This window comes from Streptomyces sp. B93, assembly GCF_018070565.1.
Taxonomy (GTDB): Bacteria; Actinomycetota; Actinomycetes; order Streptomycetales; family Streptomycetaceae; genus Streptomyces.
In genome coordinates this window covers 32,614-49,553 of record NZ_JAGPXL010000039.1, presented here as the reverse complement: position 1 = coordinate 49,553, position 16,940 = coordinate 32,614, and the positions used below count along the sequence as shown (strand labels likewise).

The 16,940-nt window shown below is 74.5% G+C and carries 13 protein-coding genes; 9 read left to right on the top strand and 4 right to left on the bottom strand.

Annotation, left to right across the window (positions count from 1 at the left end):
* Positions 1-36: 36 nt before the first annotated feature.
* The 4 genes from KBY47_RS28295 (at position 37) to KBY47_RS28280 (ending at position 4,056) form a co-directional block, all read left to right on the top strand.
* The gene (locus tag KBY47_RS28295; protein ID WP_210925873.1) at positions 37-1,497 is read left to right on the top strand and encodes an aldehyde dehydrogenase family protein; all 1,461 of its coding nucleotides are present in this window, start codon (positions 37-39) and stop codon (positions 1,495-1,497) included.
* 195 nt (positions 1,498-1,692) lie between these two features.
* Positions 1,693-2,376, top strand: coding sequence for a lytic polysaccharide monooxygenase (locus tag KBY47_RS28290; protein WP_210925871.1), 684 nt, complete (start codon positions 1,693-1,695; stop codon positions 2,374-2,376).
* 113 nt (positions 2,377-2,489) lie between these two features.
* Positions 2,490-3,101, top strand: a complete 612-nt coding sequence (locus KBY47_RS28285) for an ABATE domain-containing protein (RefSeq protein ID WP_374103122.1) — start codon at positions 2,490-2,492, stop codon at positions 3,099-3,101.
* A 145-nt stretch (positions 3,102-3,246) separates the two neighbouring features.
* On the top strand, positions 3,247-4,056 hold the full coding sequence (locus KBY47_RS28280) for an MBL fold metallo-hydrolase (protein ID WP_210925867.1): 810 nt from the start codon (positions 3,247-3,249) through the stop codon (positions 4,054-4,056).
* 10 nt (positions 4,057-4,066) lie between these two features.
* On the opposite strand, the gene KBY47_RS28275 is transcribed toward KBY47_RS28280, so the two are convergent.
* From KBY47_RS28275 to KBY47_RS28260, 4 genes are all read right to left on the bottom strand, one after another.
* Entirely contained in the window at positions 4,067-4,579 is a 513-nt protein-coding gene (locus KBY47_RS28275; RefSeq protein WP_210925865.1) for an O-acetyl-ADP-ribose deacetylase, read from the bottom strand.
* Positions 4,580-4,669: 90 nt separating this feature from the next.
* On the bottom strand, positions 4,670-6,079 hold the full coding sequence (locus KBY47_RS28270) for an NAD(P)/FAD-dependent oxidoreductase (protein WP_210925863.1): 1,410 nt from the start codon (positions 6,077-6,079) through the stop codon (positions 4,670-4,672).
* A 195-nt stretch (positions 6,080-6,274) separates the two neighbouring features.
* The gene (locus tag KBY47_RS28265; RefSeq protein ID WP_210925861.1) at positions 6,275-7,123 is read right to left on the bottom strand and encodes an inositol monophosphatase family protein; all 849 of its coding nucleotides are present in this window, start codon (positions 7,121-7,123) and stop codon (positions 6,275-6,277) included.
* A 134-nt stretch (positions 7,124-7,257) separates the two neighbouring features.
* Positions 7,258-9,084: a gamma-glutamyltransferase family protein gene (locus KBY47_RS28260; protein WP_210925859.1), complete on the bottom strand. Its 1,827-nt coding sequence runs from the start codon at positions 9,082-9,084 to the stop codon at positions 7,258-7,260.
* 222 nt (positions 9,085-9,306) lie between these two features.
* Between KBY47_RS28260 and KBY47_RS28255 the strand changes: the two genes are divergently transcribed.
* From KBY47_RS28255 to KBY47_RS28235, 5 genes are all read left to right on the top strand, one after another.
* Positions 9,307-10,341: an RNA polymerase subunit sigma-70 gene (locus KBY47_RS28255; RefSeq protein WP_210925858.1), complete on the top strand. Its 1,035-nt coding sequence runs from the start codon at positions 9,307-9,309 to the stop codon at positions 10,339-10,341.
* A gap of 326 nt (positions 10,342-10,667) precedes the next feature.
* A complete protein-coding gene (locus tag KBY47_RS28250) occupies positions 10,668-12,017 on the top strand; it encodes a NarK/NasA family nitrate transporter (RefSeq protein WP_210925856.1) in 1,350 nt (449 codons plus the stop codon).
* Positions 12,010-14,172, top strand: a complete 2,163-nt coding sequence (locus KBY47_RS28245; protein WP_210925853.1) for a molybdopterin oxidoreductase family protein — start codon at positions 12,010-12,012, stop codon at positions 14,170-14,172. Before KBY47_RS28250 ends, KBY47_RS28245 begins: the two co-directional genes overlap by 8 nt.
* Positions 14,169-15,761: an FAD-dependent oxidoreductase gene (locus KBY47_RS28240; RefSeq protein ID WP_308405317.1), complete on the top strand. Its 1,593-nt coding sequence runs from the start codon at positions 14,169-14,171 to the stop codon at positions 15,759-15,761. The genes KBY47_RS28245 and KBY47_RS28240 overlap by 4 nt, the downstream gene beginning before the upstream one ends.
* Positions 15,646-16,890, top strand: coding sequence for an NAD(P)/FAD-dependent oxidoreductase (locus KBY47_RS28235; RefSeq protein WP_210925851.1), 1,245 nt, complete (start codon positions 15,646-15,648; stop codon positions 16,888-16,890). The genes KBY47_RS28240 and KBY47_RS28235 overlap by 116 nt, the downstream gene beginning before the upstream one ends.
* Positions 16,891-16,940 lie beyond the last annotated feature (50 nt).

Genomic DNA, 16,940 nt, shown 5'->3' with positions numbered 1-16,940 from the left:
GCGATCACTGGCCGAAGACGGATGGCAGGAACCCGCATGACCATCACCCGCGAGCTGCACATCGGCGGCAAGGACGTACCCGCCGCGTCGGGCCGCACCACCGAGGACACCGACCCCTACACCGGGCAGCCCTACGCCCGGGTCGCCGCCGCGGGCGTCGAGGACGTCGCCCGCGCCGCGGAGGCGGCCGACGCGGCGTTCGCGTCCTGGGCGGCCCTCAGCCCGTTCGCCCGCCGGACCATCCTCCTCAAGGCCGCCGACCTGCTCCAGGACCGGGCCGAGCAGGTCGCGGAGCTGATGGCCCACGAGGTCGGCGGCACCCGCCCCTGGGCCCACTTCAACGTCGGGCTCGCGGCCGACATGCTGCGGGAGGCCGCCGCCGCGGTCACCGCCCCGCGCGGGGAAGTCCTCACCCCACAGGAGGAGGGCACGCTGGGCCTCGCGGTGCGTGAACCGCTCGGCGTGGTGGCCGCGTTCGCGCCCTGGAACGCCCCCGTCATCCTGGGCGTGCGGGCCGTGGCCGCGCCGCTCGCCGCCGGGAACACCGTCGTCCTCAAGGCGAGCGAGGACGCGCCCCTCGCCTGCGGGCTGCTCGTCGCCGACGTACTGCGCGACGCGGGCCTGCCGGACGGCGTACTCAACGTGATCACCAACGACCGCGCCGACGCCGCCGAGATCGCCGAGGCGCTCATCGCCGACCCACGTGTGCGCGCCGTCAACTTCACCGGCTCCACCGGCGTGGGCCGCATCATCGGCGCGCACGCCGCCCGCCATCTCAAGCCCGCCGTCCTGGAGTTGGGCGGCAAGAACTCCATCGTCGTCCTCGACGACGCCGACGTGGACCACGCGGTGGACGCCGCCGCCTTCGGCGTCTTCATGAACGCCGGACAGATCTGCATGTCCGGCGACCGGATACTCGTCCACGCCTCGCTGCTGGCGGAGTTCACCCGCAAGTTCACGGCCAAGGTCGCCGCGCTCCCGGCCGGGGACCCCGCCGACCCGCGCACCGTCGTCGGGCCGCTGGTCGACGCCGCGTCGGCGCGGCGGGTCGCGGCACTGGTGGCGGACGCGGTGGCGAAGGGGGCCACGGTGCTCACCGGGGGCGGTGCGCCCGAGGGGGCGGTACATCCGGCCACCGTGCTGACCGGGGTCACGCCGGACATGGACCTGTACCACGCCGAGGCGTTCGGGCCGGTCTGCGTGGTGACCGGATTCTCCGACGACGACGAGGCCGTCGCGCTGGCCAACGACACCGAGAACGGGCTGACCTGCGGCATCATCACCGAGAACGGCACCCATGGGCTGCGCGTCGCGCGCCGGATCCACACCGGGATCGTGCACATCGGCGACCAGTCCGTGGGCGACGAACCGCAGGCGCCGTTCGGCGGAGCGAAGGCGTCGGGGTACGGGCGGTTCGGCGGGCGCTGGGGGCTCGAGGCGTTCTCCAACACCCGGTGGGTGACGCTGGCCACGCAGCACGCGCACTATCCGTTCTGAGCCGGAGGGGCGCCACTTCCACGCCCTCGTGGTGGTCGGGCCGCGGGGGACGCGAAAGTGGCGCGATCGAATGTTGCGGTGCCGTTTCGCAGGGCACAGATTGAGGAATGGGAGCGCTCCCAATCGACTCCCGATCGAGGGCGCCCTCCATCCCCACATCCCCCACACCCGACCAAGGAGACCCTGACCATGCCCATGGCCACATCTTGGCATGATCACAACAAGACTGGTTCTCGCCGCTCACGACTGACCCTCGCCCTCAGCGGCCTCGTCGCCCTGCTGCTCTGTCTGATCCCCTGGAGCGGCACGGCCGTCGCCCACGGCTCGGTCGTCGACCCGGCGTCCCGCAACTACGGCTGCTGGCTGCGCTGGGGCAGCGACTTCCAGAACCCGGCCATGGCACAGGAAGACCCCATGTGCTGGCAGGCCTGGCAGGACGACACCAACGCCATGTGGAACTGGAACGGCCTGTACCGCAACGGCTCCGCGGGCAACTTCCAGGCGGTCATTCCCAACGGCCAGCTGTGCAGCGGCGGACAGACCGAGGGCGGCCGGTACAACTCGCTGGACGCCGTGGGCCCGTGGAAGACCACGGACGTGTCCAGCAACTTCACCGTCCGGCTGCACGACCAGGCCAGCCACGGCGCGGACTACATCCTGGTGTACGTCACCCGCCAGGGCTTCGACCCCACCACCCAGCCCCTGACCTGGAACGACCTCCAGCTGGTCACCCGCACCGGCCGTTACGCGCCCAGCCAGAACTACACGATCGACGTGAGCACGTCGGGGCTGAGCGGGCGGCACGTCGTCTACACGATCTGGCAGGCGTCGCACATGGACCAGACGTACTTCCTGTGCAGTGACGTGAACTTCCGCTGACCGACTCCCACGGGTGGTCCCGCCGGGGCCGGTGCTCCGGCGGGACGGATGCGGCCCGCCGGAGGGGCCGGCACTTCGGCGGACCGCGCTCACGGAAAACCGCGACCAGTAGCATGAACGGCATGAAGGAGGTCCCGCCCGCCGACGCCGTACAGCCGGTGCTGCCGCCCGCGCCGGGCGCCGACCGGCATCCCGCCCTGGACTTCGCGGACAGCGCCGCGACCGTGCCGGGCGGACAGGGCTACGACCTCCTGGCGGCCCCGGGCGACGCACGGCGGTGGCTGCTCGCGCACGACCTGATCGCACCGGACGTCCGGCTCCATGAGCCGTGCGCCCGGCGGGCACGCACCCTGCGCGGTCATGTGCGCGCCCTGTTCGCCGCCCGCGTCGAGGACCGGGTCGCGCCCTCGGAGTCCCTGCGCGCGGTGAACGACGCGCTGACGCGGGTGCCCACCGCTCCCCTGCTGACCTGGGACGCGGACAGCGGCCCGCGGCGCGTGCAGCTGCACCCCACCGACCAGGCCGTCGACCATGCCCTGGCCACCCTCGCCGCCGACGCCGCCGACCTGCTCACCGGCCCGGACGCCGATCTCCTCGCCGCCTGCGGCGCCGCCCCCTGCGACCGGTTCCTGCTGCGCACCCACGGCCGCCGCCACTGGTGCTCGACGCGCTGCGGCGACCGGGTACGCGCCGCACGGGCCTACGCCCGGCGCACCGGGGCCTGAAACCGCCGTACGCCCCCCTCATGCGGGTCCCTGCGTCCGCACACCCTCACATCCCCCCTCCTCACGGAAAGAGTTGCCCTCATCCATGAGGAGCCATTACCGTCCTTCACGGATACTCGCCCATCTATCCGTGAGGGATATCGCCATGACGTCGTCCGTGACCTCCACACCCGCCACCGACCGGTTCCCCGTCCGGGTCTACGGCGGCCCCACCGCCCACTTCGAGTACGGCGGTCTGCGCTTCCTCACCGACCCGACCTTCGACGCCCCCGGCGACCACCCCTCGGGGAGCGGCGTCGTCCTGACCAAGACGGCACCCCCGGCCGCCGCGCCCGCCGACCTCGGCCGTATCGACGTCGTCCTGCTCTCCCACGACGAGCACGCCGACAACCTCGACGACTCCGGGCGTGCCCTGCTGGCGGACGTGCCGCTCACGCTCACCACCCCGGGCGGCGGGCGGCGCCTCGGGAGCGAGTCCGGGGCCCGCGGGCTGGCCGACTGGGAGTCCGTCGACCTCGACCGGCCGGACGGCGGCACGGTCACGGTGACGGGCGTCCCGGCCGTGCACGGCCCCGGCCCGCGTGCGGCGGTCGAGCCCCTGACCGGCGAGGTCGTCGGCTTCGTCCTCACCGGCGAGGGCCTGCCGACCGTCTACGTCAGCGGCGACAACGCCTCCCTCGACGCGGTGAAGGAGATAGCCGACCGCTTCGGCCCGGTCGACACCGCCGTCCTGTTCGCCGGGGCGCCCCGCTTCCCGTTCCTCTTCGACGGCGAGCCCCTGGTCCTCGACAGCGCCCAGACCGCCGAGGCGGCGACCATCCTCGGCGCCCGCCGCGTGGTCCCGGTGCACTACGACAGCTGGGCCCACTTCACCGAGGGCCGCGACGAACTGATCGCCGCCTTCACCGCGGCGGGACTGTCCGACCGGCTCGACCTGGGGATCAGCGGGAGCTGAATCCGCCGCGTCAGTCCGGCAGTTGGGAGGCGAAGGCGGCGTACGCCCGCTCGTCGAAGAGGACGAAGCTGACCTCCCTGACCGCTGTCTCCGCGTCCCGTACGGCCGTCACCGCGATGCGGGCGGCGTCCGTCATGGGCCAGCGGAAGACTCCGGTGGAGATGGCGGGGAACGCGACCGTGCGGGCGCCGAGGCCGTCGGCGACGCGGAGGGACTCGCGGTAGCAGGAGGCGAGGAGGTCGGACTGGTCCTCGGTTTCGCTGTACACCGGGCCGACGGTGTGGATCACCCAGCGGGCGTCCAGGTCACCGGCGGTGGTGGCGACCGCGCGGCCGGTGGGCAGGCCCTTGCCGTACCGCGAGGCGCGCAGGGCGCGGCACTCCCGGAGGATGGCGGGGCCGCCGCGGCGGTGGATGGCGCCGTCCACGCCGCCTCCGCCGAGCAGGGAGGAGTTGGCGGCGTTGACGATCGCGTCGGCGCTCACGCGGGTGATGTCGCCCTGGACGAGCGTGATGGTGGTCATGGCGTCGGTCTCCGAGGCCTCAGGGTGCTCCGCGTGCTCCGGGTGCTCCGCGGGGCTCAGGGTGCTCGGGGTGTTCCCGCGTGCTCCGGGTCATGTCTGGCGGAGCCGCCGCCAGACCGCCTTCGCCGCGTTGTGTCCGGACATGCCGTGCACGCCCGGGCCGGGCGGGGTGGCCGACGAGCAGATGTAGACGGCCGGGTGCGGGGTGGCGTAGGGGAACAGGGAGAGCCGGGGGCGCAGCAGGGCCTGGAGTCCGCTGACGGCGCCGGAGGCGATGTCGCCGCCGACGTAGTTGGCGTTGCGAGCGGCGATCTCGGGCGGGCCCGCGGTGGCGCGCGCCAGGACGCGGTCGCGGAACCCCGGGGCGAAGCGCTCCAGTTGGCGCTCCAGGGCGTCGGTGAGGTCGCCGGTCCAGCCGTGCGGCACATGGCCGTAGGCCCAGAAGACGTGCTTGCCCTCGGGAGCCCGGGAGGGATCGACGACGCTGGGCTGCACGGTGATGAGGAACGGCCGGTCGGGGGCGCGGCCCTCCTTCGACGCGGCGCGCAGGGCCGCGCCGATCTCCGCGCTGTCCGCGCCGATCTGTACGGTCCCCGCGCGGCGGGGCGCCTCGGCGGTCCAGGGCACGGGGCCGTCCAGCGCGTAGTCGATCTTGAAGACGCCGGGGCCGTACCGGTACCCCGCGTAGGTGCTGCCGAGGCCCGCGATCCGGGCCAGGGCGGTGGGTGAGGTGTCGAAGACGTAGGCGCGGGCGGGCGGCAGGTCGTCGAGGCGCTTCACCTCGTAGTCGGTGTGGACGGTGCCGCCGAGGTCCTTCAGGTAGGCGGCGAGCGCGTCGGACACGGACTGGGAGCCGCCGCGGGCCACGGGCCAGCCACGGGCGTGGGCGGCGAGGGCGAAGACCAGCCCGATGGCGGCCGTGGCCAGGCCGGACAGCGGGGCCATCACATGGGCGACGAGCCCGGCGAACAGGGTCTTGGCGGGCTCCTCCCGGAAGCGGCGGGTCAGCCAGGTCGACGGGGGCAGTCCTACGAGGCCGAAGCGGGCCAGGGTGACCGGGTCGCGGGGCAGCGCGGTGAGCGGCAGGGACATGAAGTCCCGGGCGAGCGTGTCCCACCTGGGCAGGAACGGCGCGACCAGCCTGCGGTACGCGCCCGCGTCCCGGGGGCCGAAGGAGGCCGCGGTCTCGGCGACCGAGCGGGCCAGCACGGCGGCGGTGCCGTCGGGGAAGGGGTGCGCCATGGGCAGCTCGGGTTGCAGCCACTGGAGGCCGTACCGGTCCAGGGGCAGGGCGCGGAACGCCGGGGAGTTGATGCCGAGCGGATGGGCGGCGGAGCACGGGTCGTGCCGGAAGCCGGGGAGGGTCAGCTCCTCGGTGCGGGCGCCCCCGCCGACGGTGTCCCGCGCCTCGAAGACGGCCACGGAGAAGCCGCGCCGGGCCAGCTCCACGGCAGCGGTCAGCCCGTTCGGCCCCGCACCCACCACGACCGCATCGAGCATCGACGGCACCTTGGGAACCCCTTCGTCTGCTTCGTCTGCCGATGACCACTGGGCTTCAGGATATGCGGCGGCACCGACACCGTCCGGTGGGCCCCGACGGCCCCGGCGGGCAGCGATCCGGAGGGCGGGCTTCCGCCGCGCCCGGTTCCGGTCGCACCCCATCGGTGGCCGTCGGCACCGGCTGTCGCCGTCCGCTCAGGCCGCCCCGCTCGCCAGCAGGCCCGCCACCCGGCGCGCCGTGGCCGCGTCGCGGGCCGTGGTGAAGGGCAGGGCGTTGCCGCCGGTGATCCGGAAGGGCTCGCCCGTGCGCGTCAGGTGCGTGCCGCCCGCCTCCTCGACCAGCAGCAGGCCCGCCGCGTGGTCCCAGGCGGCCTCCCAGGAGAAGGCGGTGGCGTCCACCGCGCCCCTGGCGATGGCGAGGTACTCGAGACCGGCGGAGCCGCAGGGGCGCACCGAGACCCCGTCGGTGTTCAGGCCGAGCAGCGCGCGCTTCTCCTCGTCCGTGGTGAAGTCCGGGTGGGACGCGGCGATCCGCAGGTCCCGGCCCGGGTCGGGCGACCCGGCGTGCAGCCGCCGCCCGTCCAGGAAGGCGCCCCGGCCGCGCACCGCGACGGCGAACTGGTCCCGGGCGGGGGCGTACGTCCAGGAGCCGAGGACCACACCGCCGACGGCGAGCGCGACCAGCGTGCAGAAACCCTCGTCGCCGTGCACGAACTGCCGGGTGCCGTCGACGGGGTCGATGATCCAGACCGGGGCCTCGCCCCGGATCGCCTCGTACGACGCCGGGTTGGCGTGCACCGCCTCCTCGCCGACGACCGCCGAGCCGGGCAGCAGGGCGCGCAAGGCCTCCGTGAGGTACAGCTCGGCGTTGCGGTCGGCGTCCGTCACCAGGTCGTGCGGGCCGCTCTTCTCGTCGACCTCGTCCTGGGCGAGCTGCCGGAAGCGCGGCATGATCTCGGCCGCGGCCGCCTTGCGGACCGCTTCCTCCACGTCGGCCGAGTGACGGGCGAGAAACTCGTCGATGGTTTCACTGTCTTCGATCATGCCTCCATGAGAGCACGCCCCACTGACAATCCCTACCCGACCGGTGTATCCCCCATGGAATCCGGATGAACGCCCGGCACCGTCACGCCCGGTGCCATCCCCGCACGCGCCGTGGCGTCCCGTCACGGCCGGTGTCAGCGGCCCACCGCGTACCCCTGCATCCCGCGCGGGTTGGCCGCCGCCGACAGCACACCCGTCTCCGGGTCCCGGGCGACGGCGCACAGCCGCCCCTCGGACCAGTCGTCGCCGAGCACGACGTCATGACCGCGACGCCGCAGCTCCTCGACGACGTACGGGTCCGTCCGGGCCTCCAGGGTGACGCTGCCCGGGCGCATGCCGCGCGGGTAGAAGGAGCCGGGGAAGCTGTCGTTGTGCCAGTTCGGGGCATCGATGGCGCCCTGGAGGTCGAGGCTGCCGCGTACGGCGGGGCGCAGGGCGACGGCCAGGAAGAAGTGCAGCTGCCACTGGTCCTGCTGGTCGCCGCCGGGCGTGCCGAAGGCCATGACGGGCACGCCGTCGCGCAGGGCGATCGACGGGGTGAGGGTGGTGCGGGGGCGGCGGCCGGGCGTGAGGGAGTTCGGCAGGCCCTCCTCCAGCCAGGTCATCTGGAGCCGGGTGCCGAGGGGGAAGCCCAGTTCGGGCACGACCGGGCTGGACTGGAGCCAGCCGCCGCTGGGGGTGGCGGCGACCATGTTGCCCCAGCGGTCGACGACGTCGATGTGGCAGGTGTCGCCGCGGGTGGCGCCGTCGCCCGCCACCTCGGGCTCCCCGGGCACGGGCGACAGCGGACTCTTGGCGACGGTCGGCTCACCGATCCCCATCGGGCTGAACCCGGCCTCGTCGGGTGCCACCACGCGCGCGTGCGCGCACAGCCGCGGGGTGCGTCCGCCGGGCGCGCCCGGCCGCAGCTCGTAGGAGGCCTTGTCGCCGACGAGGGCGCGCCGCGCCGCGTTGTAGTCGTCCGACAGCAGCTCCGCCAGCGGTACGTCGGCGGCGTCGCCGTACCAGGCCTCCCGGTCGGCCATCGCGAGCTTGCAGCCCTCGATCAGCAGATGGACGTAGTCGGCGGAGCCGTGGGCGGGCAGCTCGGGCGGGAGCAGCGCGAGCTGCTGGAGGAGGACGGGGCCCTGGCTCCAGGGCCCGGCCTTGCACAGGGTCCAGCCGTTCCAGTCGTACGTCGCCGGGGTCTCGTAGCTCGCGGACCAGGCGGCGAGGTCGGCGGCGGTGAGGGTGCCGGCGTGGCGCTCGCCGCTGGTGTCCATGGTGGGCCGCCGGGACTGCCGTACCAGGGCGTCGGCTATGAACCCGGTGCGCCACACCTCCCGCGCGGCCTCGATCTGCGCCTCCCGGTCGCCCGCCCCGGCGCTCTCGGCGAGCAGCCGCCTCCAGGTGGCGGCGAGGGCGGGGTTGTGCAGCAGCCTGCCGGGGCGCGGCGGCGCGCCGTCCGGCAGGTACACCTCCGCCGACGAGGTCCACTCGGTCTCGAACAGTTCGCGGACCGTCTCCACGGTCTGGCCGACGCGCTCCACGGGCGCGTGCCCGTCCCCGGCGTATCCGATGGCGTACTTCAGCACGTCGGCGAGGGACTTGGTGCCGTGGTCGCGCAGCAGCACCATCCAGGCGTCGAAGGCTCCGGGCACGGCGGCGGCGAGCGGGCCGGTGCCCGGCACCAGCTCCAGACCGAGCCCCCGGTAGTGCGCGACCGTCGCCCCGGCCGGTGCGACGCCCTGCCCGCACAGCACCCGCACCTCACCGCCCGCCGGTGCGAGCAGGATCGGCACCTCACCGGCGGGCCCGTTCAGATGCGGCTCCACCACATGCAGCACGAACGCACCGGCCACGGCGGCGTCATAGGCGTTGCCGCCGTCCTCCAGCACGGCCATCGCCGACTGGGACGCCAGCCAGTGCGTGGAGGACACCATGCCGAAGGTGCCCTGGAGAGTGGGGCGGGTGGTGAACATAGGGCCTCTCACCTCGCTGTTTACGTGTCGCGGCCCGGCTGATGGGCACACGGGACGGGTCCTGGGGAGAATCCGGCGAGCCTGCGCCGGCGGCCTCCTGCTCCCGCTCCCCCTCCGGAAGGCTATCGATGATCAGCCATGCCGACTGGCCTCGGTGATGAGTTGTCGCGCCCGCAGCCGTCACACCTGTGACAGGACACGACGAGGCGGGAGGATGACGTGATGAGCGCGGACAAGCGACCGGAGGAACTGGGCGTGAGCGGTCTGAGCGAGGTGGACGAGCCGGCGTTCTCGGGGCTGGCGCGGCGGCACCGGCGGGAGCTGCACGTGCACTGCTACCGGATGCTCGGGTCGTTCGAGGACGCCGAGGACACGGTGCAGGAGACGTTCCTGCGTGCCTGGAGGCGACGGGAGACCTTCGAGGGGCGGTCGACGTTCCGGGCCTGGCTGTACCGGATCGCCACCAACGCCTGCCTCGACCTGCTCGCCAAGTGCCGCCCGGAACCCGCGACCGGCGGCGAGGTGCGGTGGCTCCAGCCCTACCCGGACCGGCTTCTCGACGAGCTGCCCGCGGACGGCACCGACGAGCCGGAGACCGCCGCCGTCGCACGGGAGACGATCGAGCTGGCGTACCTGGTCGCCGTCCAGCACCTCGCACCGCGCCCGCGGGCCGTGCTGATCCTGCGGGACGTGCTCGGCTGGCCGGCGAGGGACGTGGCGGAGACCCTCGGAGACTCGGTCAACTCCGTCAACAGCGCGCTGCAGCGGGCCCGCGCCGGCCTGCGGGAGCACCTGCCCGCCGCGCGGCAGGACTGGACCGGCGGCGAACAGGACGCCGGCACGCGCGAGCTGGTACGGCGCTACACCGACGCCAGCGTGGCCACGGACGTCCCGGCGCTCGCCGCGATGCTGCGGGACGACGTCCGGTGCTCGATGCCGCCCACGCCCGGCCTGCACGTCGGCCGCGACACGGTCGTGAACGACTGGGTCGAGAGCGGCTTCGAGGCCATGGAGGGCCTGCGCGCCGTCGCCACCTCGGTGAACCGGCAGCCCGCCGTCGCCTTCTATCTCTGGCGCAAGCAGGAGGGCGCGTACCTGCCCCTGACGATCGACGTCCTGCGCGTCACCGGCGGGGCGATCGCGGAGATCACCACGTTCCACGACGACCAGTTCCCGCGGCTCGGGCTGCCCGAGCGCCTGCCGGCCGACGGCACGCAGCCGCACCACGACGAGCCCGGCGCACTCCTCGAACGCTAGGCCGGGCCCTGACTCCGCGGCTGAGCCGGGCGCTGGAGCGCGAGTGACCACCCGGCGCCGCCCCGGACGGCCGGTGACCTCACGGGCCGTCCGGCGCCCCGGTATGCGCCGCGCACCACCACCGCGCGCCCCCGCCCGCGCCCCGGCACGTGCCCCGGCCGGGGCCGGGCGCGCGTCCGTCCGGGGCGGCCGGCGGTGCCCCGGAGGGTCCCGGCGTGCGGAGGGCCGCCCAGGCAGGCCCTACCGGGACTCCGGTGGGAGTCAGGATGATCCTGGCTGCCGTCCGGAATCATCCCGGCCGACTTCGGAAGTGGAGTCTCCGCATCATGAGCAGTGCCCCCCGGCGCGCACCACGTACCCCGACGACCGGCTACGACCCCGAGCAGCCCGGCTTCTGGAACGGCCCGGGCAAGCGCATCGCACGGCGCAACCTGGTGCTGTCGATCCTGACCGAACACATCGGTTTCTCGGTGTGGAGCATCTGGTCGGTGCTCGTCCTGTTCATGTCCCCGGAGACCGGGCTGGACTTCACGCCCGGGGAGAAGCTCCTGCTCATCGTCACACCAACCGTGGTGGGCGCCCTGCTGCGGGTCCCGTACAGCCGTGCCGTACTGCGTTTCGGGGGACGGACCTGGACGGTGGCCACCACCGCGGTGCTGCTGGTCCCCACGGCACTGGCCTGGCACTTCGTCCAGCGTCCCGGCACCCCGCTGTGGGTGTTCCTGGTCATCGCGGCGCTGTCCGGGTCGGGCGGGGGCAACTTCGGCTCCTCGATGACCAACATCGCGCTGCTCTACCCGCGCCGCCACCAGGGCTGGGCGCTGGGCGTGAACGCGGGCGGCGGGAACCTCGGTGTCGCCCTGGTCCAGGTCGTCGGCGTCGTGGTGATCGCCACCGCCGGGGACACCAGCCCCTCCCACGTCGCCGCCGTCTTCCTCCCCCTGATCGTGCTGGCCACGCTGCTCGCCGCCCTCGGAATGGACGATCTCGGCACGGGCACCGTGCCCCGGGGCGTGATCCGGGGCGGGCTGCGGCACCCGGACACCTGGTGGATCTCACTGCTCTACGTCGGCACCTTCGGGTCCTTCATCGGGTACGGCTTCGCCTTCGGTGTCGTCCTCCAGACGCAGTTCGGTTCCAGCGCGCTCCAGGCGGCCTCCTTCGCCGCGCTCGGTCCGCTGCTCGGCTCGTTCGCCCGGCCCCTGGGCGGCTGGCTGGCGGACCGCTGGGGCGGCGCCCGGGTGACGACGGCCGTGTTCGGGCTGATGGGCGCGGGGACGGCCGTACTGCTGGTGGCCTCCGCCCAGTCCTCCGTACCCCTGTTCATCACCGCCTTCAGCGCGCTGTTCGTGCTCACCGGGGCCGGCAACGGGTCCGTCTACCGCATGATCCCGTCGGTCTTCGCGCGGGAGACCCGCGCGCCGCGGGCGCAGCGCCTCACCGCGGCCGCCATCGGCATCACGGGGGCGGTGGGGGCGCTCGGCGGCGCGGGGGTCAACCTGGTGTTCCGGGCCGCCTACGACCGCAACGGCTCGGGCGAGGCCGCCTTCTGGGCCTTCCTGCTGTACTACGCCGTGTGCGCCCTCGCCGTCTGGGCCAGGTACCTGCGCCCCGGCGCGGGTGCCGCCGACGGGGCGCCGAGGACCGCCCGGGAACGGGAGGCCCTCCATGTCTGAGCGGACGGCGTCGCACCCGGTGCCCCTCGGGCAGGTCACCACCCACTGCCCCTACTGCGCGTTGCAGTGCGGCACCAAGCTGCGCGCCACCGGCGCAGACGACGGTCCGGACGCCGCGCCGGTGACGGTGGAGCCCGACGACTTCCCCGTCAACGAGGGCGGTCTGTGCCAGAAGGGGTGGACGGCCCCGGCCGTGCTGCGCGCACCGGACCGGCTGCGCGCACCGCTCCTGCGGGACGCCGCCGCACAGCTCGTCGCCACGTCGTGGGAGCGCGCACTGGACACCGTCGCCGCACGGCTGCGGGAGGTCCGGGCCGCGCACGGCCCGGACGCCGTCGCGGTGTTCGGCGGCGGCGGTCTCACCAACGAGAAGGCGTATCTGCTGGGCAAGTTCGCCCGGCTGGCCCTGGGCACGAGCCAGATCGACTACAACGGCCGCTTCTGCATGTCGTCCGCCGCCGCCGCGGGCACCGCGGCCTTCGGGCTGGACCGGGGGCTTCCGTTCCCGGTCGCCGACCTGGGACAGGCGGAGGTGATCCTGCTGGCGGGGGCCAACCCGGCCGAGACGATGCCCCCGTTGATGCGCCACCTCCGCAGGGCTGACCGGATGATCGTGATCGACCCGCGGCGCACCCCCACCGCGGAGCGGGCGGCCCTGCACCTGGCCCCCGCCCCCGGCACGGACCTGGCCCTCGCCCTGGGGATGCTGCACATCGCGGTCACCGAGGGCCTGTACGACCGGGAAGCCGTCGAACGGCGCACGGCCGGGTTCGAGGCGGCCTGGCGGCATGCCGCCGCCTGGTGGCCGGAGCGCGTGGAGCGGGTGACCGGCGTCCCGGTGTCCCGGCAGCGGGAAGCGGTGCGCATGCTCGCGGGGGCGCGGCGGGCGTACGTGCTCACCGGCCGGGGTGCGGAACAGCACAGCAAGGGCACCGAAACGGTCGGGGCCTTCATCAACCTCGCCCTCGCCCTCGGGCTGCCGGGCAGGCCGGGGTCGGGGTACGGCTGCCTCACCGGCCAGGGCAACGGGCAGGGCGGCCGGGAGCACGGCCAGAAGGCCGACCAGCTTCCCGGCTACCGGTCGATCACCGACCCAGGGGACCGGGCCCACGTCGCGCGGGCGTGGGGGGTGGCACCCGAGCGTCTGCCCGGCCCGGGCCGCAGCGCGTTCGAGCTGCTGGACGCCCTCGGCACCAACGGCGGACCCCGGGCCCTGCTGGTGTTCGGTTCGAACCCGGTTGTCTCCGCTCCCGCCTCCGCCCGTGTCGCCCGGCGGCTGGCGGACCTGGACCTGCTGGTGGTGGCCGACTTCGTGCCGTCCGAGACGGCCCGGCTGGCGGACGTGGTGCTGCCGGTCCTCCAGTGGGCGGAGGAGGAGGGCACCCTCACCAACCTGGAGGGCAGGGTGCTGCGGCGGCGCCGGGCCGTGCCCCCGCCGCCGGAGGCGCGCAGCGATCTGACGGTGCTGCGGGAGCTGGCCGTACGGCTCGGGGAACCGGCCGACCGCTACCCGGACGAACCGCGGCTGGTCTTCGAGGAGTTGCGGCGGGTGTCCCGCGGCGGGAAGGCGGACTACTCCGGGATCACCTATGCGCGGCTGGACGCCGGGGAGGCACTGTACTGGCCCTGTCCCCAGTCCCCCGAGGACCCCGGGGACCCGGCGCACCCCGGCACACCGCGCATGTTCCTGGACGGCTTCGCCCACCCGGACGGGCGGGCCCGCTTCCAGGAGGTGGACCACCGGGAGCCCGCCGACACCCTGGACGACGATTTCCCCCTGTGGGCGACGACGGGGCGGCTGCTCGCCCACTACCAGTCGGGCAGTCAGACCCGCCGCGTTCCCGAACTGGTCCGCGCCGCGCCCGAGCCGATCGTGGAGATCCACCCGGACACGGCGGCCCGCGCCGGTGTCGAGGAAGGCGGCCTCGCGTGGGTGCGCTCGGCCCGCGGACGCGTGACGGCCAGGGTGCGGCTGGTGCCGACGCTGCGCACCGACACCGTGTTCCTGCCGTTCCACTATCCGGGCGACGGGCGGGCCAATCTCGTCACCGGCACCGCGCTCGATCCACGCAGCAGGATGCCCGAGTTCAAGGTGAGCGCCGTCCGGGTCGAACCGGCCGGTCCTGGCGCGGCGGGAGAGGACACGGGGCCGTGAGCGGGAACGGGCGGCACCTGAGCGGGAGGGCGACGGCCGGGGAAGTCGTGATCGTCGGGGGCGGCCCCGTCGGCCACCGGCTGGCGGAGCGGCTGCGCCGGTACGGCCACGAGGGAACCGTCCTGCTGCTGGACGCCGAGCCGGTTCCCGCCTACCACCGGGTGCTCCTCACCTCGGTGCTGGACGGCGGGCTCGATCCGGCGGCGGTGCGGCTGCCGCCGGTACCGGGTGTGCGCAGCCTGCGGAGCGTCACCGTGACGGGCCTGGACCGTGCCCGGCGACGGGTGCGGACGGGAACGGGCGCGTACCACCGGTACGACACACTGGTCCTGGCCACCGGGGCGGAACCGGTCCTCCCGGCGGTGCCCGGCCTGCGGACCGCCGACGGGCGGTTGATCGACGGTGTCACCGCGCTGCGGTCCCTCGCGGACTGCGCGCGCGTCCGGGGCGACCGGGTCATCGTACTGGGCGGCGGCCCCCTCGGGCTGGAGACCGCGGTGGCCCTGCGGCGCTCCGGGCGGGATGTCTCGCTGGTGCACCGCGGCCCGTATCCGCTGGACCGCCTGCTGGACGCCGCGGCCGGGGAGCTGCTCGCCCGGCACCTGGTCTCCCTCGGGGTCCGGCTGGAGTGCGGCCAGTCGGCCGCGCGGGTCGAGCCGGGCAAGCTGGTGCTCGACCGCGGTCGCCCGCTGGCCTGGGACACCCTGGTGTGCTGCACCGGCGTCAGAGCGCGCACCGCACTCGCCCGCGCGGCGGGCCTGGCGGTGCGCGGCGGGGTGCTCGTGGACGGGGCGCTGCGCACGAGTGATCCGCGGATCCGGGCGATCGGTGACTGCGCCGAACACCCCGGGTGGGCGCCGGGGCTGCTGGCCTCGGGGTGGGACCAGGCGGAGGTGCTGGCCCGCTCGCTGACCGGGCGGCGGCCCGTAGGTGAGCGGCGTCCGGGCAGCGTGCTGCGTCCGCGTGTGCCGGGGCTGCCGCTCGGTGTGCTGGGAGTGCCGCTCCAGGCCGGGGACCCGGCCGCGGGCGAGGTCGTGACCTTCTCCGACCCGGCGGGGGGCAGGTACGCGACCATGGCCCTCGACGCGGCCGGACGGCTGTCGTCCGCCGTCGTGGTGGGTATGTCCGACGCCCTCGCGGCGCTCACCCAGCTCCACGACGCACACCGTTCGCTGCCCGGTGACCGGCTGGCCCTGCTGCTGGGCAGGACGGTTACCGGACGGCGGACGCCGACCGGGTCCGCTCCGGCCGCGAGCACGGTGGTGTGCCGGTGCAGCAACGTGACCCGGGAGACGCTCGTCCGTGCCTGGCACGACGGCGCCCGGGAGGTGCGTGCCCTCGCCCGTGCCACCCGGGCCACCACGGGGTGCGGCACCTGCGCGGACGAGGTCCGCGAGCTGTGCGCCCGGCTCACCGCCGAGCAGCCGACGGCCGGTTGCGGGCCGTCGGCCGACGAAGGAGTCGATGACGTCGATGACTGCGACCCGCACGCTGGTGATCGTCGGTCACGGAATGACCGCGCACCGGCTGGTCGAGGAACTGCGCTCCCGGGACCTGGAGAACGCCTGGCGCGTCCTTGTCCTCGGTGAGGAACCCCGGCCGGCGTACAACCGTGTCGCGCTGACGGACCGGCTGGCCGGTGCCCCGGAGTCGGACCTGGACCTGGCCGGGCCCGCGCTGCACGGTGATCCCTTCGTGGAACGGCGGACGGCCACCCGTGTGGTGGCCGTCGACCGGGCCGCACGGGCCGTGCTCACCGCGGACGCCGACCGGATCTCCTACGACGCCCTGGTGCTGGCCACCGGAGCGTCGGCGTTCCGTCCACCGGTGCCCGGCGCCGACCTGCCCGGCTGTCTCCCGTACCGGACCCTGGCGGACGTCGACGCGATCCGCTCGGCCGCCGTGCCCGGGGCGCCGGTGGTGGTGGTCGGCGGTGGTCTGCTGGGACTGGAGACGGCGGAGGCGCTGCGCCGCCACCTGGGCATGCGCCCGCACGTCGTGGAGGCGGCTCCCCGTCTGATGCCCGCTCAGCTCGACGGGCCCGCGGCGCGCATCCTGGCCGGGTGGCTGCTCCACTCCGGGCTGCGGCTGTCCTGCGGGAGCCCGCTGCGGTCCGTCGACGCCGGGGCGGACGGCCGGGTGCGCGGTGTGACGCTGGAGGACGGGACCCGGATCGCGGCGGGGCTGGTCGTCTTCTCGGCGGGGACACGTCCGCGGGACGAACTGGCGGACTCCGGCGGGCCGGCCCGTGGTGAGCGGGGCGGCTTCCTCGTGGACGAGCTGGGCCGCACCGGGGTACCGGACGTCTGGGCCATCGGGGACTGTGCCGCGGTCCACGGCCGGTGCCACGGCACGGTCGCCCCCGGCTACCGCATGGCCGAGGCGGTGGCCGGGCAGCTCCTGGGCGCACCGGTCGACGGCCCCGTCCCCGGCCCGGCGGACACGGCGACCGTCCTGAAGGTCCCCGGTGTCGACGTGGCGAGCCTGGGCGACGCCCACGGCCGCACTCCGGGAGCGGTGGCGTTCAGCTGTGCGGGAGGACTCCGGCCCGGCCCCGGGGCCCGCTACGCGAAGCTGGTCCTGGACTCCGAGGCGCGGGTGCTGCTCGGTGCCGTGCTCGTGGGGTACGGCCACGCCTACCCGCTGCTGCGGTCGGTCGTCGGACATGACCTCCCCTCACCGGTGGAGGAACTGCTGGCCGGGACGGGAGGGTCCTGAGGAATCTCGGGGCTCATCGGCGGTAGCAGCGATATTCGGTTGCCCGGCGG